This window comes from Arthrobacter sp. P1_B4, from assembly GCF_056406555.1.
Window position 1 is genome coordinate 49,395 of the sequence record NZ_JBFTZW010000002.1, and the last position, 18,710, is coordinate 68,104.

Annotated in this window: 17 protein-coding genes; 10 read left to right on the forward strand and 7 right to left on the reverse strand. The window is 66.9% G+C overall.

Annotation, left to right across the window (positions count from 1 at the left end):
• The first annotated feature begins 20 nt into the window (after positions 1–20).
• The 6 genes from AC1D1W_RS01495 to AC1D1W_RS01520 all read left to right on the forward strand — a co-directional run bounded on the left by AC1D1W_RS01495 (position 21) and on the right by AC1D1W_RS01520 (position 6,543).
• Positions 21–788, forward strand: coding sequence for a GntR family transcriptional regulator (locus tag AC1D1W_RS01495; protein ID WP_243178212.1), 768 nt, complete (start codon positions 21–23; stop codon positions 786–788).
• A gap of 288 nt (positions 789–1,076) precedes the next feature.
• Positions 1,077–2,291, forward strand: a complete 1,215-nt coding sequence (locus tag AC1D1W_RS01500; RefSeq protein WP_476942753.1) for a PP2C family protein-serine/threonine phosphatase — start codon at positions 1,077–1,079, stop codon at positions 2,289–2,291.
• Positions 2,292–2,431: 140 nt separating this feature from the next.
• The gene (locus AC1D1W_RS01505) at positions 2,432–4,429 is read left to right on the forward strand and encodes a glycosyltransferase family 2 protein (protein ID WP_476942815.1); all 1,998 of its coding nucleotides are present in this window, start codon (positions 2,432–2,434) and stop codon (positions 4,427–4,429) included.
• Positions 4,413–4,745: an STAS domain-containing protein gene (locus tag AC1D1W_RS01510; RefSeq protein WP_079552596.1), complete on the forward strand. Its 333-nt coding sequence runs from the start codon at positions 4,413–4,415 to the stop codon at positions 4,743–4,745. Before AC1D1W_RS01505 ends, AC1D1W_RS01510 begins: the two co-directional genes overlap by 17 nt.
• On the forward strand, positions 4,738–5,166 hold the full coding sequence (locus tag AC1D1W_RS01515; RefSeq protein ID WP_476942754.1) for an ATP-binding protein: 429 nt from the start codon (positions 4,738–4,740) through the stop codon (positions 5,164–5,166). The genes AC1D1W_RS01510 and AC1D1W_RS01515 overlap by 8 nt, the downstream gene beginning before the upstream one ends.
• Positions 5,167–5,316: 150 nt before the next feature.
• The gene (locus AC1D1W_RS01520) at positions 5,317–6,543 is read left to right on the forward strand and encodes a glycosyl hydrolase (RefSeq protein ID WP_476942755.1); all 1,227 of its coding nucleotides are present in this window, start codon (positions 5,317–5,319) and stop codon (positions 6,541–6,543) included.
• A 66-nt stretch (positions 6,544–6,609) separates the two neighbouring features.
• Here AC1D1W_RS01520 and AC1D1W_RS01525 read toward each other — a convergent pair whose 3' ends face one another.
• The 4 genes from AC1D1W_RS01525 to AC1D1W_RS01540 form a co-directional block, all read right to left on the reverse strand.
• Positions 6,610–8,358, reverse strand: coding sequence for an acetyl/propionyl/methylcrotonyl-CoA carboxylase subunit alpha (locus tag AC1D1W_RS01525; protein ID WP_243178207.1), 1,749 nt, complete (start codon positions 8,356–8,358; stop codon positions 6,610–6,612).
• Positions 8,358–10,106 carry a 5-oxoprolinase subunit B/C family protein gene (locus tag AC1D1W_RS01530; RefSeq protein ID WP_476942816.1) on the reverse strand — a complete coding sequence of 583 codons (1,749 nt, stop codon included), beginning with the start codon at positions 10,104–10,106 and terminating at the stop codon, positions 8,358–8,360. The genes AC1D1W_RS01525 and AC1D1W_RS01530 overlap by 1 nt, the downstream gene beginning before the upstream one ends.
• A 46-nt stretch (positions 10,107–10,152) precedes the next feature.
• Positions 10,153–11,493 (reverse strand): MFS transporter, encoded by a 1,341-nt coding sequence (locus tag AC1D1W_RS01535; protein WP_243178206.1) that lies wholly within the window; start codon positions 11,491–11,493, stop codon positions 10,153–10,155.
• A gap of 94 nt (positions 11,494–11,587) precedes the next feature.
• Positions 11,588–12,346 (reverse strand): LamB/YcsF family protein, encoded by a 759-nt coding sequence (locus AC1D1W_RS01540; protein ID WP_476942756.1) that lies wholly within the window; start codon positions 12,344–12,346, stop codon positions 11,588–11,590.
• A 106-nt stretch (positions 12,347–12,452) separates the two neighbouring features.
• Here AC1D1W_RS01540 and AC1D1W_RS01545 point away from each other — a divergent pair, with 106 nt between their 5' ends.
• Genes AC1D1W_RS01545 through AC1D1W_RS01560 form a run of 4 tightly spaced genes read left to right on the forward strand, consistent with a single transcriptional unit; the run spans position 12,453 to position 14,195 of the window.
• Entirely contained in the window at positions 12,453–13,145 is a 693-nt protein-coding gene (locus AC1D1W_RS01545; protein ID WP_476942757.1) for a GntR family transcriptional regulator, read from the forward strand.
• Positions 13,146–13,199: 54 nt separating this feature from the next.
• On the forward strand, positions 13,200–13,499 hold the full coding sequence (locus AC1D1W_RS01550) for a LacI family DNA-binding transcriptional regulator (RefSeq protein ID WP_243178203.1): 300 nt from the start codon (positions 13,200–13,202) through the stop codon (positions 13,497–13,499).
• Complete coding sequence (locus tag AC1D1W_RS01555; RefSeq protein ID WP_476942758.1) at positions 13,447–13,833, forward strand: PfkB family carbohydrate kinase; 387 nt, start codon at positions 13,447–13,449, stop codon at positions 13,831–13,833. The genes AC1D1W_RS01550 and AC1D1W_RS01555 overlap by 53 nt, the downstream gene beginning before the upstream one ends.
• On the forward strand, positions 13,827–14,195 hold the full coding sequence (locus AC1D1W_RS01560) for a PfkB family carbohydrate kinase (protein ID WP_476942759.1): 369 nt from the start codon (positions 13,827–13,829) through the stop codon (positions 14,193–14,195). Before AC1D1W_RS01555 ends, AC1D1W_RS01560 begins: the two co-directional genes overlap by 7 nt.
• Before the next feature lie 292 nt (positions 14,196–14,487).
• Here AC1D1W_RS01560 and mmsB read toward each other — a convergent pair whose 3' ends face one another.
• The 3 genes from mmsB to chvE form a co-directional block, all read right to left on the reverse strand.
• Positions 14,488–15,777, reverse strand: a complete 1,290-nt coding sequence (gene mmsB, locus AC1D1W_RS01565) for a multiple monosaccharide ABC transporter permease (RefSeq protein WP_476942760.1) — start codon at positions 15,775–15,777, stop codon at positions 14,488–14,490.
• Between the two features lie 5 nt (positions 15,778–15,782).
• A complete protein-coding gene (gene mmsA, locus AC1D1W_RS01570; RefSeq protein ID WP_459383514.1) occupies positions 15,783–17,312 on the reverse strand; it encodes a multiple monosaccharide ABC transporter ATP-binding protein in 1,530 nt (509 codons plus the stop codon).
• A 108-nt stretch (positions 17,313–17,420) separates the two neighbouring features.
• A complete protein-coding gene (gene chvE, locus AC1D1W_RS01575) occupies positions 17,421–18,545 on the reverse strand; it encodes a multiple monosaccharide ABC transporter substrate-binding protein (protein WP_368859392.1) in 1,125 nt (374 codons plus the stop codon).
• Positions 18,546–18,710: the final 165 nt, after the last annotated feature.

Consider the following 18,710-nt stretch of genomic DNA (forward strand, 5'->3'; position numbering starts at 1 on the left):
ATTGCCCCAGGGAGGACACCATGTCAGGTCGCCGGCCAAATCTTGCAGAACAAGTTCGAGATGAACTCACCGAGCTCATCAGCAATGGCACGTATAACGTCGGCGACCGGCTCCCCAACGAGGACGAAATGTCGGTGAAGTTCGCGGTCAGCCGCGCCACTGTCCGCGAAGGCTACCGGGCATTGATCGACGCCGGGTACCTTTCCCGCCTCCATGGCAAAGGCACCTACGTCACCAGGGTGCCGCAGCGCCATGCGCTGGACCTGAACGTCAGCTACACCGCGATGATTCAGGCCGCCGGGTTCACCCCCAGCATCCGGATCATCTCCCAGCGCGTGGTACCCGCCGATGACGGCGACCGGGCCCGGCTCCGCCTGGACCGCGGGGCCGAGGTCGTCATCGTCGAACGGGTCCGGTTCGCCGATGCCCGGCCCGTCGTCTACAGCCTCGACCGCGTCCCTCTGGCCCTCGTGCCCCAAGCGGCCCGGTCCAACCTCGGCCCGTCCCTGTTCGACCTGCTCGAGACCCTCAACTACGGCGTCCGGAACGGGCGGGCCAAGCTGCTCCCCGTCCTCGCCGGACCCCCTGAGGCCGCACAGCTCCAGGTCAACGAAGGCGTCCCGCTGCTCTACTTCGACGAGGTCGACTACGACATCAACGGCACCCCGGTGCTCGCCTCCTTCGAGTGGCACACCAGCGACGTCTTCGAAATGTGGCTCAACCGCCGCGCCCAGCCACCCGCCCACCAGGTCCAGGCCGCTCCGGCCCTCTCAGAGTCACGGACCTGACCGGGCAACAACCACAAACACCGGACACACGGCCGGGCACGCTCCCCAGCGTGCCCGGCCGTTCCCGTTGTGGAGGTTGTCCGGCCGGAGACTGCCTTATACGGGCTCGTTTAAGACGTGACAACGCCCTGAACACGGATCGACGGTAGGGTTGCCGTGACCGGGTCCCGCTGACTGGCGGGAAGCTCGATCGAAGGGTGGGAGCCCGCCGCGAGGACAGCGGACGCCCACGTCGAACGGCCGTACAGGCCTCGTTGGGCTCAATCGCCTCAGATGTGTGAAGGACGTATGACAAGCACGGGCTACCAATCCGAATCGCGCCTCAGCGGGGCTGAAGCCCCGGAGTGGGCGCGGCTGGAGGACCTTTCCAGAACCCGCCTTCTGGACACACCCTCGGAGGAGCGCTTCGACCGGATCACGCGGCTCGCTCAGGGGCTTTTCGGTGTCAGTGCGGCCAGCATTTCCTTGATCGCCGAGGACCGGCAATTCCTGAAATCTTTCGTCGGTCCGCTCGCCCGCGAGTCGGAGCGGCGTGACACGTTCTGCACCGAGGCGATCATGTCCTCGGGAACCATGATCGTGGAGAACGCCCTCACCGACGAACGCTTCCGGCAGAGCCCGCTCGTGACCGGCAATCCCCATATCCAGTTCTACGCGGGCCATCCCCTCACCGGGCCCGGCGGCACGCATGTCGGAACGTTCTGCATCATCGACCAGGCGCCCCGGGTATTCAGCGCAGAGCAGCAGAAGATCCTCGAGGACCTCACTGAGATCATCCAGCGCGAAATGAACCTTTCGTGGGACATCGACAACGGAGCCCGGGTGCAACGGGCCCTGCTTGCGCCCACTCCCCCTGCACCGGCCGGCTACTCGCTGGGCACCTGCTTTTACCCTGCCTCCGGGCTTAGCGGTGACTTCTACGAGCTCGGCATGACCGCGGCCGGCCAGTTCCGCATTACCGTCGGCGACGCCATGGGCAAAGGCATCGGTCCGGGAATCGTGGCCGGCACCGTCCGGTCCGCCTTCGCCCACACCGGCTGGGAAGCCGGGCCGTCCCGCATCTTCGAGGACGTGTCGGGGAGCCTCGACGATACCTTGGCCCGTGTGGGCTCCTATGCGACGGTGTTCCACGCGCTGATCGACCCTGCAACCGGCACAGGCCACTATGCGGACGCCGGCCAGGGACTGAGCTATATCCTCCGTTCCGACTTCACGATTGAACGCCTGTCCCCGACGGGGCCGCCACTGGGCCTGATACCCGGGCAAAGCTGGGAAACGCACACCTTCCGGCTCGCCCCGGGCGATGCCCTCCTGGTTCCGACGGACGGCCTCCTGGACCTGCACGGCGGTGACCTCGGCCGTCTCGCCGCAGCCCTGGACAGCCGCCAGGCGCAGGATCATCCGGACACCGCCGTGAAGAAACTCTGCGACCGGCGGGGAAAACACGGCATCCTGGACGACATCACTGCGGTCCTGCTCCAACGCGAACCAGAATCCGCCTAAGTGCGCCCGTCCTGGGTGCCGCACCGAGGCCCGGCAGGATGCCCACTCACCCCTCGCGAAAGGACGCTCGCGTGACCGAAACGCCGCGCTGCCCAGACCCGGACGGCGCCGACGCGCCACAGCAACGCTCCGGGAGCGCCGTGCAGCTCTTCGGGGTACGGCTCCTCGTGCTCCTGACGTTGCTGGCCGGCGTCAACTACGTGGCCTGGCGCTGGCTGGCGTCACTGAACTGGGACGCGTGGTGGATCGCCGTGCCGCTGGTCGCCGCCGAGACCTACAGCCTGATCGACGTGCTGCTCTTCGGAATGACAGTCTGGCGGCTAAAGTCCCGCACACCGCCGGCACCGGCCCCCGCGGACGCCACGGTTGACGTTTTCATTACGACGTACAACGAGCCGCTGGAACTGGTGATGACGACGGCGCTTGCCGCCCAAAAGATCCGGCACCCGCACAGCACCTGGATACTTGACGATGGTGACAGGCCCGCGCTCCGGCAACTGGCCACGGCGAGCGGACTGGGGTACGTGACCCGAAGCGCGGAATGGAGCGGGATGCCCCGGCACGCGAAAGCGGGGAATCTGAACAACGCCCTGATGCAAACCGAGGGCGAGTTCCTGCTCATTCTCGACGCGGATCAGATCCCCGAACCGGACATTCTGGACAAGACCCTGGGCTACTTCAACAACCGCAAAGTCGCCCTCGTCCAGACGCCCCAATATTTCAGCAACGTCCCGGCCGACGATCCCCTGGGCAGCCAGGCACCCTTGTTCTACGGCCCCATCCAGCAGGGCAAGGACGGCTGGAACGCTGCCTTTTTTTGCGGCTCCAACGCCATCCTCCGCAGGGAGGCCCTCATGCAGCTGGGACTGTCGGGGTACGTCAAGGAAACCGAGAAGAGTATCCGGCGCGCCCTCAGCGCATCCCGGGCGGCTATCCGCAAGGCACGCAAAGCGGCAACCGGCGAATCCTTGCTGATTCAGCACACCCTCGACGAGGTCGAAGCGGCAACCGAAGAGGCCCGCCGCCGGCTCGACGCCGGCGACTCACTCAGCGAAATCACGTACCGGGCACGACGCCGGGTGGACCAGGCCGTCCAGGCGCTGGTGCTGGCCGATGTGTCCGCACTTCAGGCCGACCTGAAGGAAATTGCCGCGATGGCGCCGGTGGAGCTCGGTGACGCCGGAGTGCCCGTGGTGACCGATGATGCTGTGCAGCGCATGGCGGCCCGGGACTGGTCTCCCCTTGGGGCAATCGAGTCCGTGCAGGCGGTGCTGGACGCGTTATCGGTGGAACGGACCGACGAGGCCCAGCCGGTCATGCCGCTGGCCACGATTTCCGTGACGGAGGACATGGCGACTTCCATGCGCATGCACGCCATGGGATGGCAAAGCGTCTACCACCACGAGGTCCTGGCCTACGGGCTGGCACCGGAAGACATCGGCACCATGCTGACCCAGCGCCTGCGCTGGGCCCAGGGCACCATCCAGGTGTTTCTGCGGGAGAACCCGCTCCTTCAGCGCGGGCTGAAGCTGGGCCAGCGGCTCATGTACTTCGCAACGATGTGGACCTACCTCAGCGGCTTCGCCGCCGTCGTCTACTTCGCCGCGCCGATCATTTACCTGCTCTTCGGGATCCTGCCCGTCACCAGCCTGAGCGCCGACTTCTTCCTGAGATTCATTCCGTTCATGGTGGTCAACCAGATCCTCTTTGCCGTTGCCGGCAGAGGCATCCCCACCTGGCGCGGTCAGCAGTACAGCCTCGCCCTGTTCCCCACCTGGATCAAAGCATGTACGACGGCGGCCCGGAACGTCTGGTTCGGGCATCCCCTCGGCTTCGCCGTCACGCCCAAGGACCGCCAGTCTGGAGGTCCACGATGGGGCCTGATCCGCCCACAGATCGCCGTGTCGGTCGTACTGTTCATCGCGTCGGCTGTTGGGATTGGGCGGCTCGTTGCCGGAATGTCCGAGCCGATCGGCACACTCGTCAACGTATTCTGGGTGGTGTTTGACCTGATCGTCATGAGCATCCTGGTGCGGGCCGTCCTGTACCGCGGATACTCTGCCGGCGGTTCCGGCGATGACCCCGACACCAGCAACGAGACCTCCACCGAAAGGGCCCTCCGTGGACCTGAGCTATGAAGTGAAAGACAGCTACGCCGAGATAACAGCCGCCGGCCGGCTCAACATGGTGTCGGCGCCGAAACTGCGGGAAATGGTGGCGGAAGTTGTCGCTTCGGGCTCGGCCCGGATCGTGATCAACCTCGAAGCGACAGCGTTCATGGACTCGTCCGGGCTTGGAGCGCTCATCGGGTGCCTCAAGGCCGCCCGGCAAGCCGGCGGCGACCTTCGGATCGCGGCCGTCCAGCCCCAGGTTCAAATGGTCCTGGGCCTTACGAGCATGGACAAAGTCCTGACGTCGTACCCCTCCGCGGCTGAAGCTTTCGGGGATGACTGACATTCTCGCCCGGCGGACGCTCCGCCAGACGGCACTTCCGGAAGCCATTGAGGCCGTGCATACCGAGCTCGACAAACTGTGGGATGACGCTTCCTTCGTTCCGGACCTGGACCGCATGACGTTCGCCACGGCCGTGATCGAAGCTGCCAGCAATGTGGTGCAGCACGCCGTTCCCGAATCCACGAAGCCCGTGGAACTCGGGGTCGACATCAGCGCTACGTCCGTCAGGCTGGAGGCCCGGGTCAGTGCCTTCAATGCCGTCTGCCCCGACCCCATTGACACTGACGCCGCCATGCCCGACGGCGAGGCTGAATCAGGGCGCGGGCTCGCCCTTATTCGGGCCCTGGTCACCACCGTGACATTCAAGCRCCAGGACGGGACGAACACCTGGATCCTGTCAAAGTCCCCGCTGCGCGACTGAGCGGAATCCTTGGACAATCCTCGGGATTTCCTGCTTCGTTTGACCCCGGAGCGGAACCGTCCTGACGGACACTGGATATTGTGGCTTCCGTAGGCAAGCCGCGTTCCGTCAGGATGCCCCGCTTGGCCGGGGCCCGGCCAAGGAGCCACGATGAAGCCGCTGCTAAGCCTGGCCTGCGTTCTTGTCCTCATGGCGTTCAGCCTGTCCCTCGCGGCGGTACCCGCCCAGGCCGCCTCCCCGTCCCTTAGCCTCAGCCCGGCCAAGGGCCCGGCCGGAACCGCGGTCACCGTCACCGGCACCGGTTTTCCCAAGAAGGGCTCCGGAACTGTGAGCGCCGGGGCCAGTTCCGTCGCCTTCAAGGTCAGTGCCTCTGGAGGCTTCACCGCCGACGTCGTTATCCCGCAAACGTCCCAGCCGGTCCTTGACGTCCAAGCCGTATCCGGCACCGTCAAGGCGTCGACGGGCTTTACGGTCGTGGCTGCCGCGCCGGTGGCGGAACCTTTGCCCCCCGTCATCAGCAGCTCGCCGCTGCGCTTCGGCGTCGGCACCCCCGGCGGGCCGCTGGCCCAAGCGGAATTGGACGGGGCCGCGTCCCTCGCCGGGGAGGCGCCGTCGGTCATTCTGTCCTACAAGGACTTCAATCAAGGCCCGCCCATCACGGAGCTGGATGCTGTTCGCAGCCGAGGCGCCGTAGCCCTGCTGACCTGGGAGCCCTGGGCTTGGGGCGGCGGAACCGATCAGCCGGCCTATGCCCTGGACCGCATTACGGCCGGCAACTTCGACCCCTACTTGCGGCAGTGGGGCCAGGCGCTGGCAGCCTGGGGGCATCCAGTGATGGTGCGCTTCGGGCACGAAATGAACGGCAACTGGTACCCCTGGTCTGAGGGAGTCAACGGAAACGGACCCGGCGATTACGCTGCGGCGTGGCGGCACGTCCATGACGTCGTTGCTGCTACCGGCGCCTCCAACATCTCTTGGGTCTGGAATCCCAACGTTCCATATTGGGGGTCAACCCCGCTCGACGGGCTGTATCCGGGCTCCGCTTACGTGGATGAAGTGGCCCTCGACGGTTACAACTGGGGTACATCAGCAGCCTGGAGCAGCTGGCTTTGGCCATCGGAGCTCTTCGGCCCGGGCCTGTCCGAACTGAGACGGCTTGCCCCAGGCAAACACGTGCTCGTGGCAGAGACTTCATCGGCCGAACAAGGCGGGTCCAAAGCCGACTGGAACACTGCCTTGATCAGCTATCTGGCTGCCCAGCCCGATGTCACAGCAGTGGTCTGGTTCAACTTCAACAAGGAAACAGACTGGCGGATCGACAGCAGTCCCGGCTCCGCCACCGCTCTGGCGTCCGCCCTGGCGGCGCGGCCCAGATAGCCAAACACGCAGGGAAAAAGGGCCGCTTCCGCCGGCGGAAACGGCCCCAACACTGCCGGAAAACGGCTACCCGATCAGCGCGAGCACCGCGCCGGCCGTGACAACCCCGCCCGCTTTGGTGCGGACGTCGGTGACGGTGCCGTCCCGGTGCGCGGAGACCTGGGTTTCCATCTTCATGGCCTCAAGGACCACCACCGGGTCCCCGGCCGAGACTTCGGCTCCCGGCTCGACGAGCCATTTCACGACTGTCCCTGCCATGTCCGCGCGCAGCTCCCCCGGGTCGCCGGCGGCGGCACCGCCGTCGGACGCTACCGACACCCCGGCGGGCGCTGAACTGCCAGAGCGGGCCCAGGCGTCCAGCAGATCGGCCGGAAGGCCGACGGCGAGGCGCCTGCCGTCCACGTCGACAGTGATGGTGCGGCGTTCGCCGTCGGGCGCGGTGGTGCTGTAGTCGGGATCGGCAGGGATGCTGTCCGCGAAGTCGGTTTCGATCCAGCGGGTGTGGATCCCGAGGCCGTCCTCGGAGGTGAAGTCCGGGGATTCCAGCACGGCCCGGTGGAAGGGCAGCACGGTGGCGACGCCGGTGATCCGCATTTCGGCGAGGGCCCGGCGGGCACGGCGCAGGGCCTGCTGGCGGTCCGCGCCGGTGACGATCAGCTTCGCGAGCAGGGAATCGAACTGCGGCGCGACGAAGGACCCGGAGCGGACGCCGGTGTCGAGGCGGATGCCCGGGCCGGTGGGGCCGGCGAATTCGCCGATGGTGCCGGGCGAGGGCAGGAAGCCGCGGCCCACGTCCTCGGCGTTAAGCCGGAACTCGAAGGCGTGTCCGCGCGGTGCCGGGTCTTCGACCAGGCGCAGCGGCTCGCCCGCGGCGATCCGGAACTGTTCCTGGACGAGGTCGATCCCCGTGGTTTCCTCGGTGATGGGGTGCTCCACCTGGAGCCGGGTATTGACCTCCAGGAAGGCCACGGTGCCGTCCGCCGCGACGAGGAATTCCACTGTGCCGGCGCCGGAGTAGCCCGCTTCCCGGCAGACGGCCTTGGCGGCGTCGTAGATCAGGGCGGTCTGCTCGTCGGTCAGGAACGGCGCGGGGGCCTCTTCCAGGAGCTTCTGGTGCCGGCGCTGCAGGGAGCAGTCGCGGGTTCCGACGACCACGACGTTGCCGTGCGCGTCCGCCAGGACCTGCGCCTCGACGTGGCGCGGACGGTCCAGGTAGCGCTCCACGAAGCACTCGCCCCGCCCGAAGGCGGCAACGGCTTCCCGGACGGCGGAGTCGAAGGCTTCCTCGACCTCGTCGATGACCCGGACCACCTTCATGCCGCGGCCGCCGCCGCCGAAGGCGGCCTTGATGGCGATCGGCAGGCCATGCTCTTCGGCGAAAGCGCGGGCCTCGGCCGCCGTGTCGACGGGACCGTCGCTGCCGGCCACCAGGGGTGCGCCGGCCCGGACGGCCGCGTCGCGGGCCGTGATCTTGTTGCCGAGCAGCCGGATCGCGTCCGGCGTCGGACCGATCCAGGTCAGCCCGGCGTCGAGGACGGCCTGGGCAAAGTCGGCGTTCTCGGAGAGGAAGCCGTAGCCGGGGTGGACGGCGTCCGCACCGGACTGGGCCGCCACGGCGAGGAGCTTGGGGATGTTCAGGTACGTGTCCGCGGGCGAGTTGCCGTCCAGGCTGAACGCCTCATCCGCGGCCGAGACGTGCAGGGCGTCGGCATCGATGTCGGCGTAGACAGCGACGGACGCCAGCTGCGCGTCGTCGCAGGCCCGGGCTATGCGGACCGCGATTTCTCCACGGTTGGCGATCAGGACCTTGCGCATCAGTTACTCGCTTCTTCTGTGGTGGTGGCGTGTTCAGTAGTGCCGTGTTCGGTGGGGTGCTCGGTGGTGGCGGATTCGGCCCAGCGGAAGCGGATCCTGCCGCCGATCGGGACCTGGGCGGCGAGGTCCAGCTGGGAGTCGACCACCACGGCGATCACCGGGTAGCCGCCGGTGATCGGATGGTCGGCCAGGAAGAGCACGGGCAAGCCCTCCGGCGGGACCTGCAGGGCGCCGGCGACGGTGCCTTCGCTGGGCAGTTCGCCCTGGCGGCTGCGCTGCAGCGGCGTACCGTCCAGCCGCATGCCGACGCGGTTGGACTGCGGCAGCACGGCCCAGTCCTGGGCGGTGAAGGAGTCCAGTGCCGCCTGATCGAACCAGTCGGCGCGGGGGCCGGGGACGACGTCGAGGACGGTCACCCCGGCGCCCGGGTAGTCCGGCTGCAGTTCGGGATTTCCGACGACGCCCGTCTCGGCTTCTCCGCCGGCGCCCAGTTGCTGCCCGGCGGCCAGGGGCGCAGGACCGATCCCGGACATGGTGTCCGTGGAGCGGCTGCCCAGTACCGGGGCGGCATCCACCCCGCCGCGGACCGCGAGGTAGCTGCGGAAGCCGCTGTGCGGCGCACCGATGCTGAGCGTTTCGCCGTCGAGCAGCGCAAAGGGAGTCGCCACCGGCACGGTGCGCTGCCACGTATCGCCGGCATCGTCCGGTGCGGACGCGATACTCAATTCCGACGGCGCCCCGGCGACGGCGAGGACCTGGTCCCCCACGGCCTGGACCTTGAGTCCGCCCGCGACGGTCTCGATGCCGGCTGCGCCGAGGGCGTTGCCGACGAGGCGGTTGGCCCGGCGCAGCGAGGCCCGGTCCAGCGCGCCGGCGGCGGAGACGCCCAGCCCGGAGTGGCCGTCCCGGCCGAGGTCCTGGATCAGGCTCTGAAGGCCCGGCGAAACGATCCGGATCCCGGCCGTGACATCCTGCCCGGCAACCGGTTCCGGCGCGGTGCCCTCGGCCGCAGGCGCCGCGGCCGGCTCGACAGCGGGCTCCGCTACTGGCTCGGCCGCTAGCGCGAGTGCATCCCGGACCGGACGGAACTGCACCCGGTGGCCGGGGGCGGCCAGGGCGGGCGGCTCCCGGTCCAGGTCCCACATCTTGGCGTTGGTGCGCCCGATCAGCTGCCAGCCGCCCGGGGAACGGCGCGGGTACACGGCCGAGTAGTTGCCGGCCAGCGCCACGGACCCCGCGGGAACTGCGGTGCGGGGCGAGCTGCGGCGCGGCACTTCCAGCTGCTGGTTCTCCCCGATCATGTACCCGAAGCCGGGGGCGAAGCCGGCGAAGGCCACGGTCCAGATCTGCCCGGAGTGGGCGGCGATCACGCCGTCGGTTCCCAGGCCGGTGAGCCGTCCGACTTCGGCGAGGTCCTCGCCGTCGTACACGGTGTCAATGAACACCAGCTCGCCGTCGCGCTGGACGGGTGCGGTGAGGTCGAGCTGCATCAGGCGGGCGGCGATGCGCCGGGCCGAGGCCGGGGATTCGGCCTTGACCAGGACGGTCTCGGCCGCGGCCAGGATGTCCTGCTGGCCCGGCAGCGGTTTCTCGAGGAGCAGTGCCTGCAGGGCGAGCACGTCCAGGGTGCCGGAGAGCTCAGCGAGGACCGCGCGCGTCCCCACGGCCCGCACGGAGCGGACCTTGTGAACTGCGGTTTCGCCTGCTGCGGCGGCTTGTACCTTCAGGGGTTCCCCTGCTGTCTCAATCACGAGTTGCCTCAATCATTGTGCCGGTGAACAGGATCCGCGCCGCTCAGGCGCGGGCATCTTGCAGGAGCCGCTCTTCTTCCTCGGGCTGCGGGTTGCGCCCAATGGCCAGTCCGATCACCGTCACGATCGAGGCGACCGCGAGGTAGCCGGCGATCAGGAACCAGTTGCCGCTGACGGCGAAGAGGGCGGTGAAGACCAGCGGTGCGACGGCGCCGCCGATCACGCCGGCCAGGGTGTAGGCCAGCGAGCTGCCGGCATAGCGCAACCGGGCCGGGAACTGTTCGGTGATGTAGGCAGCCTGCGGGCCGTACATGAAGGCGTGGAACGCCAGTCCGATCACAATGCCGACGGTCAGCATGAAGACCGACTTGCCCTGGATCATGAGGAAGAACAGCGGGATGTATGCGGCCGTTCCGACGGCGGCGACGCCGTAAACGAGGCGGCGGTTGACGCGGTCCGTGAGGGCGCCCGCCGCCGGGATCAGGACCAGCTGGAATGCGGAGCCGATCAGGATGGCGCTGAGGACGTTGCTGGTGGTCATGCCCAGCTCTTTGGTGGCGTAGACGGCCATAAAGACGGTGAGCAGGGAGTACAGCACGTCCGGGCCGACACGGCACAGGGCGGCCGAGACGAGGGCGCGCGGTTCCTTGGTGAAGACATCCTTGATGGGGGCCTTGGCCTGTTCGCCGTGGGCCTTGATGGCCTTGAAGACGGGCGTTTCCTCGAGCTTCAGCCGGATCAGCAGGCCGAAGACCACCAGGATGGCCGAGGCGAGGAAGGCTACACGCCAGCCCCAGGAGAGGAAGTCTTCGTTGCTGAGCGTCGCGGCCAGCACGGCAAGGACGCCGTTGGCCATCAGGTTGCCGGCGGGCGGACCGATCTGTGCGGCGGAGGACCAGAAGCCTCGCTTGCGGGGGTCGCCGAATTCGCTCGAGAGCAGCACGGCGCCGCCCCATTCGCCGCCAACGCCGATTCCCTGCGCCAGGCGCAGGAGCACCAGGATGGTGGGGGCGGCCAGGCCGATGGCGGCGTAGCCGGGCAGCACGCCGATCAGCACGGTTGCGATGCCGATGAGCAGCAGGGTGGTCACGAGGACGTTCTTGCGGCCGATCTTGTCACCGAGCCGCCCGAAGATCACGCCACCGATGGGACGGGCGAGGTAGCCCACGGCAAAGGTCGAGAAGGACAGCAGCAGCCCGACGAATTCGTCGTTGCCCGGGAAGAAGACTTTGGGGAACACCAGGGCCGAGGCCACGGAGTAGATCGCGAAGTCGTAGTACTCCAGCGAGGTGCCGGTGAGGCTCGCGACGTAGGCCTTGAGGGCGCCGGGCGGGAGCTTCCTCTTGCCGGCGGCCGGGGTGGCCTGATGCGGTGCTGCAGTCATGGTTTCCTCCAGGTGTGCGGGGTGCTGCCTGTTGCTTGGGTTTAAGTGCGGGTGGTCCCGGCGGAACCGGGGTGTGAAGCGGTGAAGCTGCGGCCTAGACGAAGGCGGCGATGGTGATGTCCGCGGCGTTGAGCGCTTCGCGGACGGCAGCGGCCATGGCGACGGCCCCCGGGGAGTCACCGTGCACGCAGATGCTTTCGGCGCGGATTTTCAGGATGGAGCCGTCGATGGTGCGGATGGCGGAATCGGTGGCCATCCGGAGGACATGCTCAGTGACGAGAGCGGGGTCCTCCAGCACGGCTCCGGGGAGCGTGCGGGACACGAGGGTGCCGTCCGGGTTGTAGGCCCGGTCCGCGAAGGCTTCGGTCACCGCGCGGAGGCCGGCGGCCTCGGCCAGGCGCAGCACTTCCGAGCCCGGCAGGCCCAGGATGGGCAGGTTCGGGTCAACGGATTTCACGGCGTCGACAACGGCCTTCGCCTGGGCGGTGTGCGAGACGATCGCGTTGTAGAGGCCGCCGTGCGGCTTGACGTACTTAACCGTGCCGCCCTCGACGGCGGCCAGCGCCTGCAGGGCACCGATCTGGTAGACGACGTCGTCGGCCAGTTCGATCGGGTCGATGTCCAGGAAGCGGCGGCCGAAGCCGGCGAGATCGCGGTAGCCGACGTGGGCGCCGATCACGACGCCGGCGCCAATCGCCTCGCGGCAGGTCCGGCGGATGACGCTCGGGTCGCCCGCATGGAATCCGCACGCCACGTTGGCGCTGGAGACCGAGCGGAACATCGCCGAGTCGTCGCCCAGGGTCCAGCGGCCGAAGGACTCGCCAACGTCGCTGTTCAGGTCAATGGTTGCCATTTGTGATCCTCGTCTCATGATAGCCCCCTACTAGGATGCATCAATTTCACGGATTGTTCAACAATCCGACGATTCAACATTGGGACAATCGTGTAGATTCGGCACTATGACCACTCCCGATGCAGCTGCCGGCTCCGCCCTCGGCGCAGCTGCGGCGCGGCTGCGCGTGGCCGTCCCGTCCGTGGCGGACCGGGTGGCGGCCGAGCTGCGCCTGCAACTGGCGGAGGGCCTGCTCCTGCCGGGAGCCCGGCTCACGGAGTCGACCATCGCCGAAGAGCTGGGCGTCTCCCGCAACACGGTCCGCGAGGCCTTCGCCGAACTGGCGGCCGAGCGCCTGGTGGTCCGGCACCCCAACCGCGGCGTCTTCGTGGCCAGACTCGAGGCCGGCGACATCCACGACGTCTACACCGTGCGCCGCGCCATTGAAGTCAGTGCGATCCGCGGCGGCGGGAGCCCGGAGCGCGTGGCCGCGGTCCGCGCTGCCGTTGAAGAGGGCAAAGCCGCCGCCGCCGCCAATGACGAGGAGGGCCTGGGCAGCGCCAACCAGCATTTCCATGGCGCGATCGTGGCCCTGGCAGGCAGCCGGCGCCTGGACACGATCATGTCCCAGGTGCTGGCCGAGATGCGGCTGTTCTTCCACAAGGCCACCGTTGACGCGCACTTCTACCGGGGCTACCTGCCGGACAACGAGGAAATCTGCACCGCCCTGGAAGCCGGAGACCTGGACCAAGCCGGCGCGCTGCTGCTGGCCTATTTGAACCGGTCCGAGGAGCGCCAGGCCGCCGTCCACGGCGAGTGAACGATTCCATGGAATCGATTCCATGATTTGGTTTGAGCGCGAGAGGCGGCAGCAGTGACGGGACCATCCATCACCATCAAGGACGTGGCGGCACTGGCCGGCGCCTCCCCCGCCACGGCGTCCAGGGTGCTCTCCGGAAACCCGGCAACCTCCGCCGAGTCCCGCCAGAGGGTGGCCGCCGCCGTCACCCAGCTGGACTTCCACCCCAACGCCCAGGCGCGCGCGCTCCGTTCCACCGGGACCAACGTCATCGTGACGGCAGCGCCCCTCAATTCCGCCCCCTGTCCGGGCCGGCGCCGCGGTGACGTTCACCGGCGCCGTCGGCGACGACGCCCATGGCCGGCGGATTCTTGAGGTCCTCGCCGAGGCCGGCATCGATGCCGGCTACGTTCGGGTCAGCGGCACCGCCGCCACCGGAACGGCGGTCATCGCGGTCGATGACCAGGGCGAAAACCAGATCATCGTGAGTCCGGGCGCAAACGCCGGGCTTACCGCCGCCGACGTCGAAGCGGGACTCGCCGCCGTCCAGGCCGGCGACGTCCTGGTCCTGCAGCTGGAAATCCCGACGGCGCTGGTCCGGCAGGCCGCTCGGACCGCGAAGAATCGCGGGGCATTCGTCATCCTCAACGCCGCCCCGGCCCCCGGCAGATCGAGGCGCTGCTCGAGGACGTCGACCTCCTGGTGGTGAACGAACAGGAAATCCAGGTTCTCGCCGGTCTCACCGGCCTGGCCGGAATCCAAGGAAACCACCGGGACCTGGTCACGTCGCTCCCGCCCGTCCTGGGGCCGGCCATCGTGTGCACCGCCGGCGCGGAAGGATCCTTCACCGTCGTTGACGGCAGTCCCGTGCATGTGCCGGCGACGAAAGTGGACGCCAGGGACACCACCGGAGCCGGCGACACGTTCGTGGGCTACCTCGCCGCATCCCTCGCCGGCAGCGACCGCGAGCTGCCTGCGGCAATGCTCCACGCCAGCCATGCCTCCGCTGTCGCCGTGACGCGCCCCGGCGCCATGGAATCGATTCCATGGCGCGATGAAGTACCGGCATAACCAAACCCGCAACACCCCGCCTGAACGTCTTGCACTCAGTCCCGCACGAAGGAGACCCATGAAAATCGCACTCGGCAACGACCACGCCGGCTGAACACCCGCGAAACCTGGGGGGCCAAGGAAAAGGCTGAAGTCGACGCCATCATCGCCGGCGAACCGGCCGCCGCCGCGGAAGACCAGACGGCGCAATCGGCGGCCCGGTAGCGGCCCAGCAAAGACCCGCAATAAACGTCCGACCGGGGCCGGCCTCTTGGAGGCCGGCCCCGGTCGCAGCAGTCTGGAGTATCCCGTGCTACTTTCCGGCCGCTACCGGGACCGGATGCTCTGCCGCCGGCTTCCCGGCGTCGACATCAGCCGCGGGCGGGGTTTTCAGCTTGAGACGCTCGATGATCGAGATCCCACCGCCCTTGCCGCTGCGGTTCTTGTTGAAGATGTCGAAGCCGACGGCGAGGAGCAGCACCAGGCCCTTGATGAGCTGCTGGTAGTCGGTGCCGAGGCCCAGGATCGACATGCCGTTGTTGAGGACACCCATGATGAGACCGCCGATCATGGCCCCTGCCACGGTTCCGATGCCGCCTGTGACTGCGGCGCCGCCGATGAACGCCGCCGCGATGGCGTCCAGTTCGAAGCCCGTGCCGCCGGCCGGCTGGGCGGAGTTCAGCCGGGCCGTGAACACGAGGCCGGCCAGTGCGGCAAGGACGCCCATGTTCACGAACAGCCGGAAGGTGACGACCTTGGTTTTGATGCCGGACAGCTCAGCCGCGTGCAGGTTGCCGCCGAGTGCGTAGGTGTGCCGGCCGAAGACGCTGTTGTTCATCAGGGCCGTGTAGACGATCACCAGGACCGCCAGCACGATCAGGACGATTGGGGTGCCCCGGTAGCTGGCGAGCAGGAAGGTGATGGTCAGCATGAGCAGGGCAATGAACGCGGTCTTGGTAGCGAAGCAGGCCACCGGTTCGTTCTCGAGTTCGAACTTCTTGCGGATCCGGCGTTCCTTGACCGCCTGGATCACCAGCGCCAGGGTGGCGCCGACGCCAAGGATGACCGTCAGCCACTCCAGCACCGACGTGCCGCCGGAAATGTCCGGCAGGAAGCCGCCGCCCAGCGCCCGCAGTTCGCCGGGGAACGGCGTGATCTGCTGGTTTTTGAGAACGATCAGTGTCAGGCCGCGGAAAATCAGCATCCCGGCGAGGGTGACGATGAAGGCGGGAATGCCGACGTACGCGATCCAGTAGCCCTGCCAGGCACCCACCAGCGCGCCGATCAGCAGGCAGGCCGGAATAGCAAGCCACCACTCCCAGCCCCAGTGCACGATCATGACACCGGCACAGGCGCCGATGAAGCCGGCGACCGAACCGACGGACAGGTCGATGTGGCCGGCGATGATCACCATCACCATGCCGATGGCCAGGATCAGGATATAGCTGTTCTGGACCACCAGGTTGGTGACGTTCTGCGGCTCCAGCAGGATCCCGTCCGTCAGGATCTGGAACAGCAGGACGATCAGGATCAGGGCGACAAAGATGCCAACCTGGCGGAGGCGGCTTGTCAGGAAGCCCAGGGATTCTCGGAGGGCGGACATGTTCGCTATTCCTTCTCTTTGGTCATGTAGTGCATGAGGGTTTCCTGTGATGCTTCGGCGATCGGGACCTCGCCGGTGATGTGCCCGGCAGAGAGGGTGTAGATCCTGTCGCAGATGCCCAGCAGTTCGGGAAGTTCGGAGGAGATCACAATGACCGCCTTTCCTTCCGCGGCCAGCTTCGCGATGATCGTGTAGATCTCAAACTTCGCGCCGACGTCGATGCCGCGGGTGGGTTCGTCGAGGATCAGCACGTCCGGATCGGAGTACATCCACTTGCTCAGCACCACTTTCTGCTGGTTGCCGCCGGACAACTTGCCCGTGACGGCGGCAACCGAGGGGGCCTTGATATTCATGCTCTTCCGGTAGTCGTTGGCCACCACGGTTTCCTGGTTCTTGTCCACCCAGCCGCCCTTGACCAGCTTGCGCAGCGCCGCCATGGATACGTTCCGCTTGATGTCCTCGATGAGGTTCAAACCGTAGAGCTTGCGGTCCTCAGTGGCGTAGGCGATGCCGTGCCTGATGGCGTCGGAGACGGTGGAAGTGTTGATTTCCGTGCCGTGTTTGAACACCTTCCCCGAGGTGGCGGTGCCGTAGCTCCGTCCAAAGACGCTCATGGCCAGCTCCGTCCTGCCGGCACCCATCAGTCCTGCCAGCCCCACCACTTCCCCCTTGCGCACGTTGAGGCTGGCGTTGTTGACCACCACCCGGCTGTAGTCCTGCGGGTGCCGGACGGACCAGTCCTCGATCCGCAGGACTTCCTCGCCAATCTGTGGTTGCCGGTCCGGATACAGGCTTTCCAGGTCCCGGCCCACCATTCCGCGGATAATGCGTTCCTGAGTGATCTCGCCGTCGCCCAGGCGGAGGGTCTCGATCGTCTTGCCGTCGCGGATGATGGTGACGGCGTCCGCAACCTTGCGGATTTCGTTGAGCTTGTGGCTGATGATGATGCTGGTGACACCCTGGCCCTTCAGGTGCAGGATCAAGTCCAGCAGGTGGCTCGAGTCCTCGTCGTTGAGGGCCGCCGTCGGTTCATCGAGGATAAGGAGCTTGACCTCCTTCGAGAGTGCCTTGGCGATTTCCACGAGCTGCTGCTTGCCCACGCTGATGTGCTGGACGGGGGTGACCGGGTTTTCGCTCAGGCCCACCCGGGCCAGGAGTTTCGCGGCCTCCAGGTTGGTCTTGCGCCAGTTCACCCAGCCGCGGTTGGCCTGTTCATTGCCGAGGTAGATGTTCTCGGCGATGGACAGGTAAGGGCTCAGTGCCAGCTCCTGGTGGATGATCACGATTCCGCGCTTCTCGCTGTCGCTGATGCTGGAGAAGTTGCAGGGTTCGTTTTCGAAGAGGATGTCGCCGTCGAAGGAGCTGTGCGGGTAGACGCCGGACAGGACCTTCATCAGGGTGGATTTCCCTGCGCCGTTTTCACCGCAGATGGCGTGGACTTCGCCGCGGTTCACCTGCAGAGTGACGTCCTGGAGGGCCTTCACGCCCGGGAAGGTCTTGGTGATTCCTCGCATTTGAAGAATGGGTGTGTTCATCGCCAATTCTCACTGACTGGTAGTACCTGAGACGTCCTGCGGCTGCAGGAGTCTGCGGGAAAGGGTGGCGGCCCGGACTCGACGGCGGCCCGCCACCCTTCGACGTGGCTACTTGACGTCGGCCGCCGTGTAGTAACCGGAGTCGATGAGTTCCTTCTTGTAGTTCTCATTCGTGATGATGACGGACTTGAGCAGGTACGCAGGGACGACCTTGACCTTGTTGTTGTAGGTCTTGGTGTCGTTGACCTCGGGTTCCTGACCCTTCAGGAGGCCGTCGACCATCTTCACAGCCTGGGCTCCCAGCTGGCGGGTGTCCTTGAAGATCGTGGAGTACTGCTCGCCGGCGGTGATGGACTTCACCGAACCCTTTTCGGCGTCCTGGCCGGTGACGATCGGCAGGCTTCCCTTGGCGTAGCCGCCGGTGCTCGTCAGGGCCGAAATGATGCCGATGGAGAGGCCGTCATACGGGGAGAGGACGCCATTGAGCTTGGTGCCGGAACTGTAGGCGGCCGTGAGGATGTCCTCCATGCGCTTCTGGGCCACGGGGGCCTGCCAGCGCAGGATCGCAGCCTGCTCAAACTTGGTCTGGCCGCTGGGCACCTTCAGGGTTCCGGCGTCCAGGTACGGTTTGAGGGTGTCCATGGCGCCGGTCCAGAAGAAGTTGGCGTTGTTGTCATCCGGGCTGCCGGCGAAGAGCTCCACATTGAACGGGCCCTTGCCTTCGACCTTTTTGCCGCTGGCGTCAACAAGGCCCAGGCCGGTCAGCAACGACGTGGCCTGCTGGACGCCCACCGTGTAGTTGTCGAAGGTGGTGTAGAAGTCGACGTTCGGCGTGCCGTTGATGAGCCGGTCGTACGCGATAACCTTGACGTTCTGCTCCTTCGCCTTGGCGAGGACATCGGTCAGCGTGGTGCCGTCGATGGCCGCGACGATGAGGGCTTTGGCACCCTTGGTGAGCATGTTCTCGATCTGGGACACCTGGGTGGGGATGTCATCATTGGCGTACTGCAGGTCGGCTTTGTAGCCGAGCTTCGTCAAGGATTCCGAGACGTTCTTGCCGTCGGCGATCCACCGCTCCGAGGTCTGCGTCGGCATCGAGATACCGACGAGGGAACCGGCGGCGTCGGCGCTGGCGGCCGGTGCGGCCGTGCCGGGCCTGCTGCCGCAGCCTGTGGCCCCTACGGTCACAGCGAGGACAACCGCGACGGCGCCCAGGAGTTTCCTGATCTTCACAATTTTCTCCTTCCGCGGACCCATAGTCCGCGAAGTTGCTCCTGATCGCAGTCCTGCACGTCATCGTGCCCCTGCGGGGCGGTAACAGCGGGAGGATTGCGGAGGTCTGAATGGAACGGGGGTTCAGCCACCAAGGGAACTGCGGCTGATTGTTATCGCTAACAA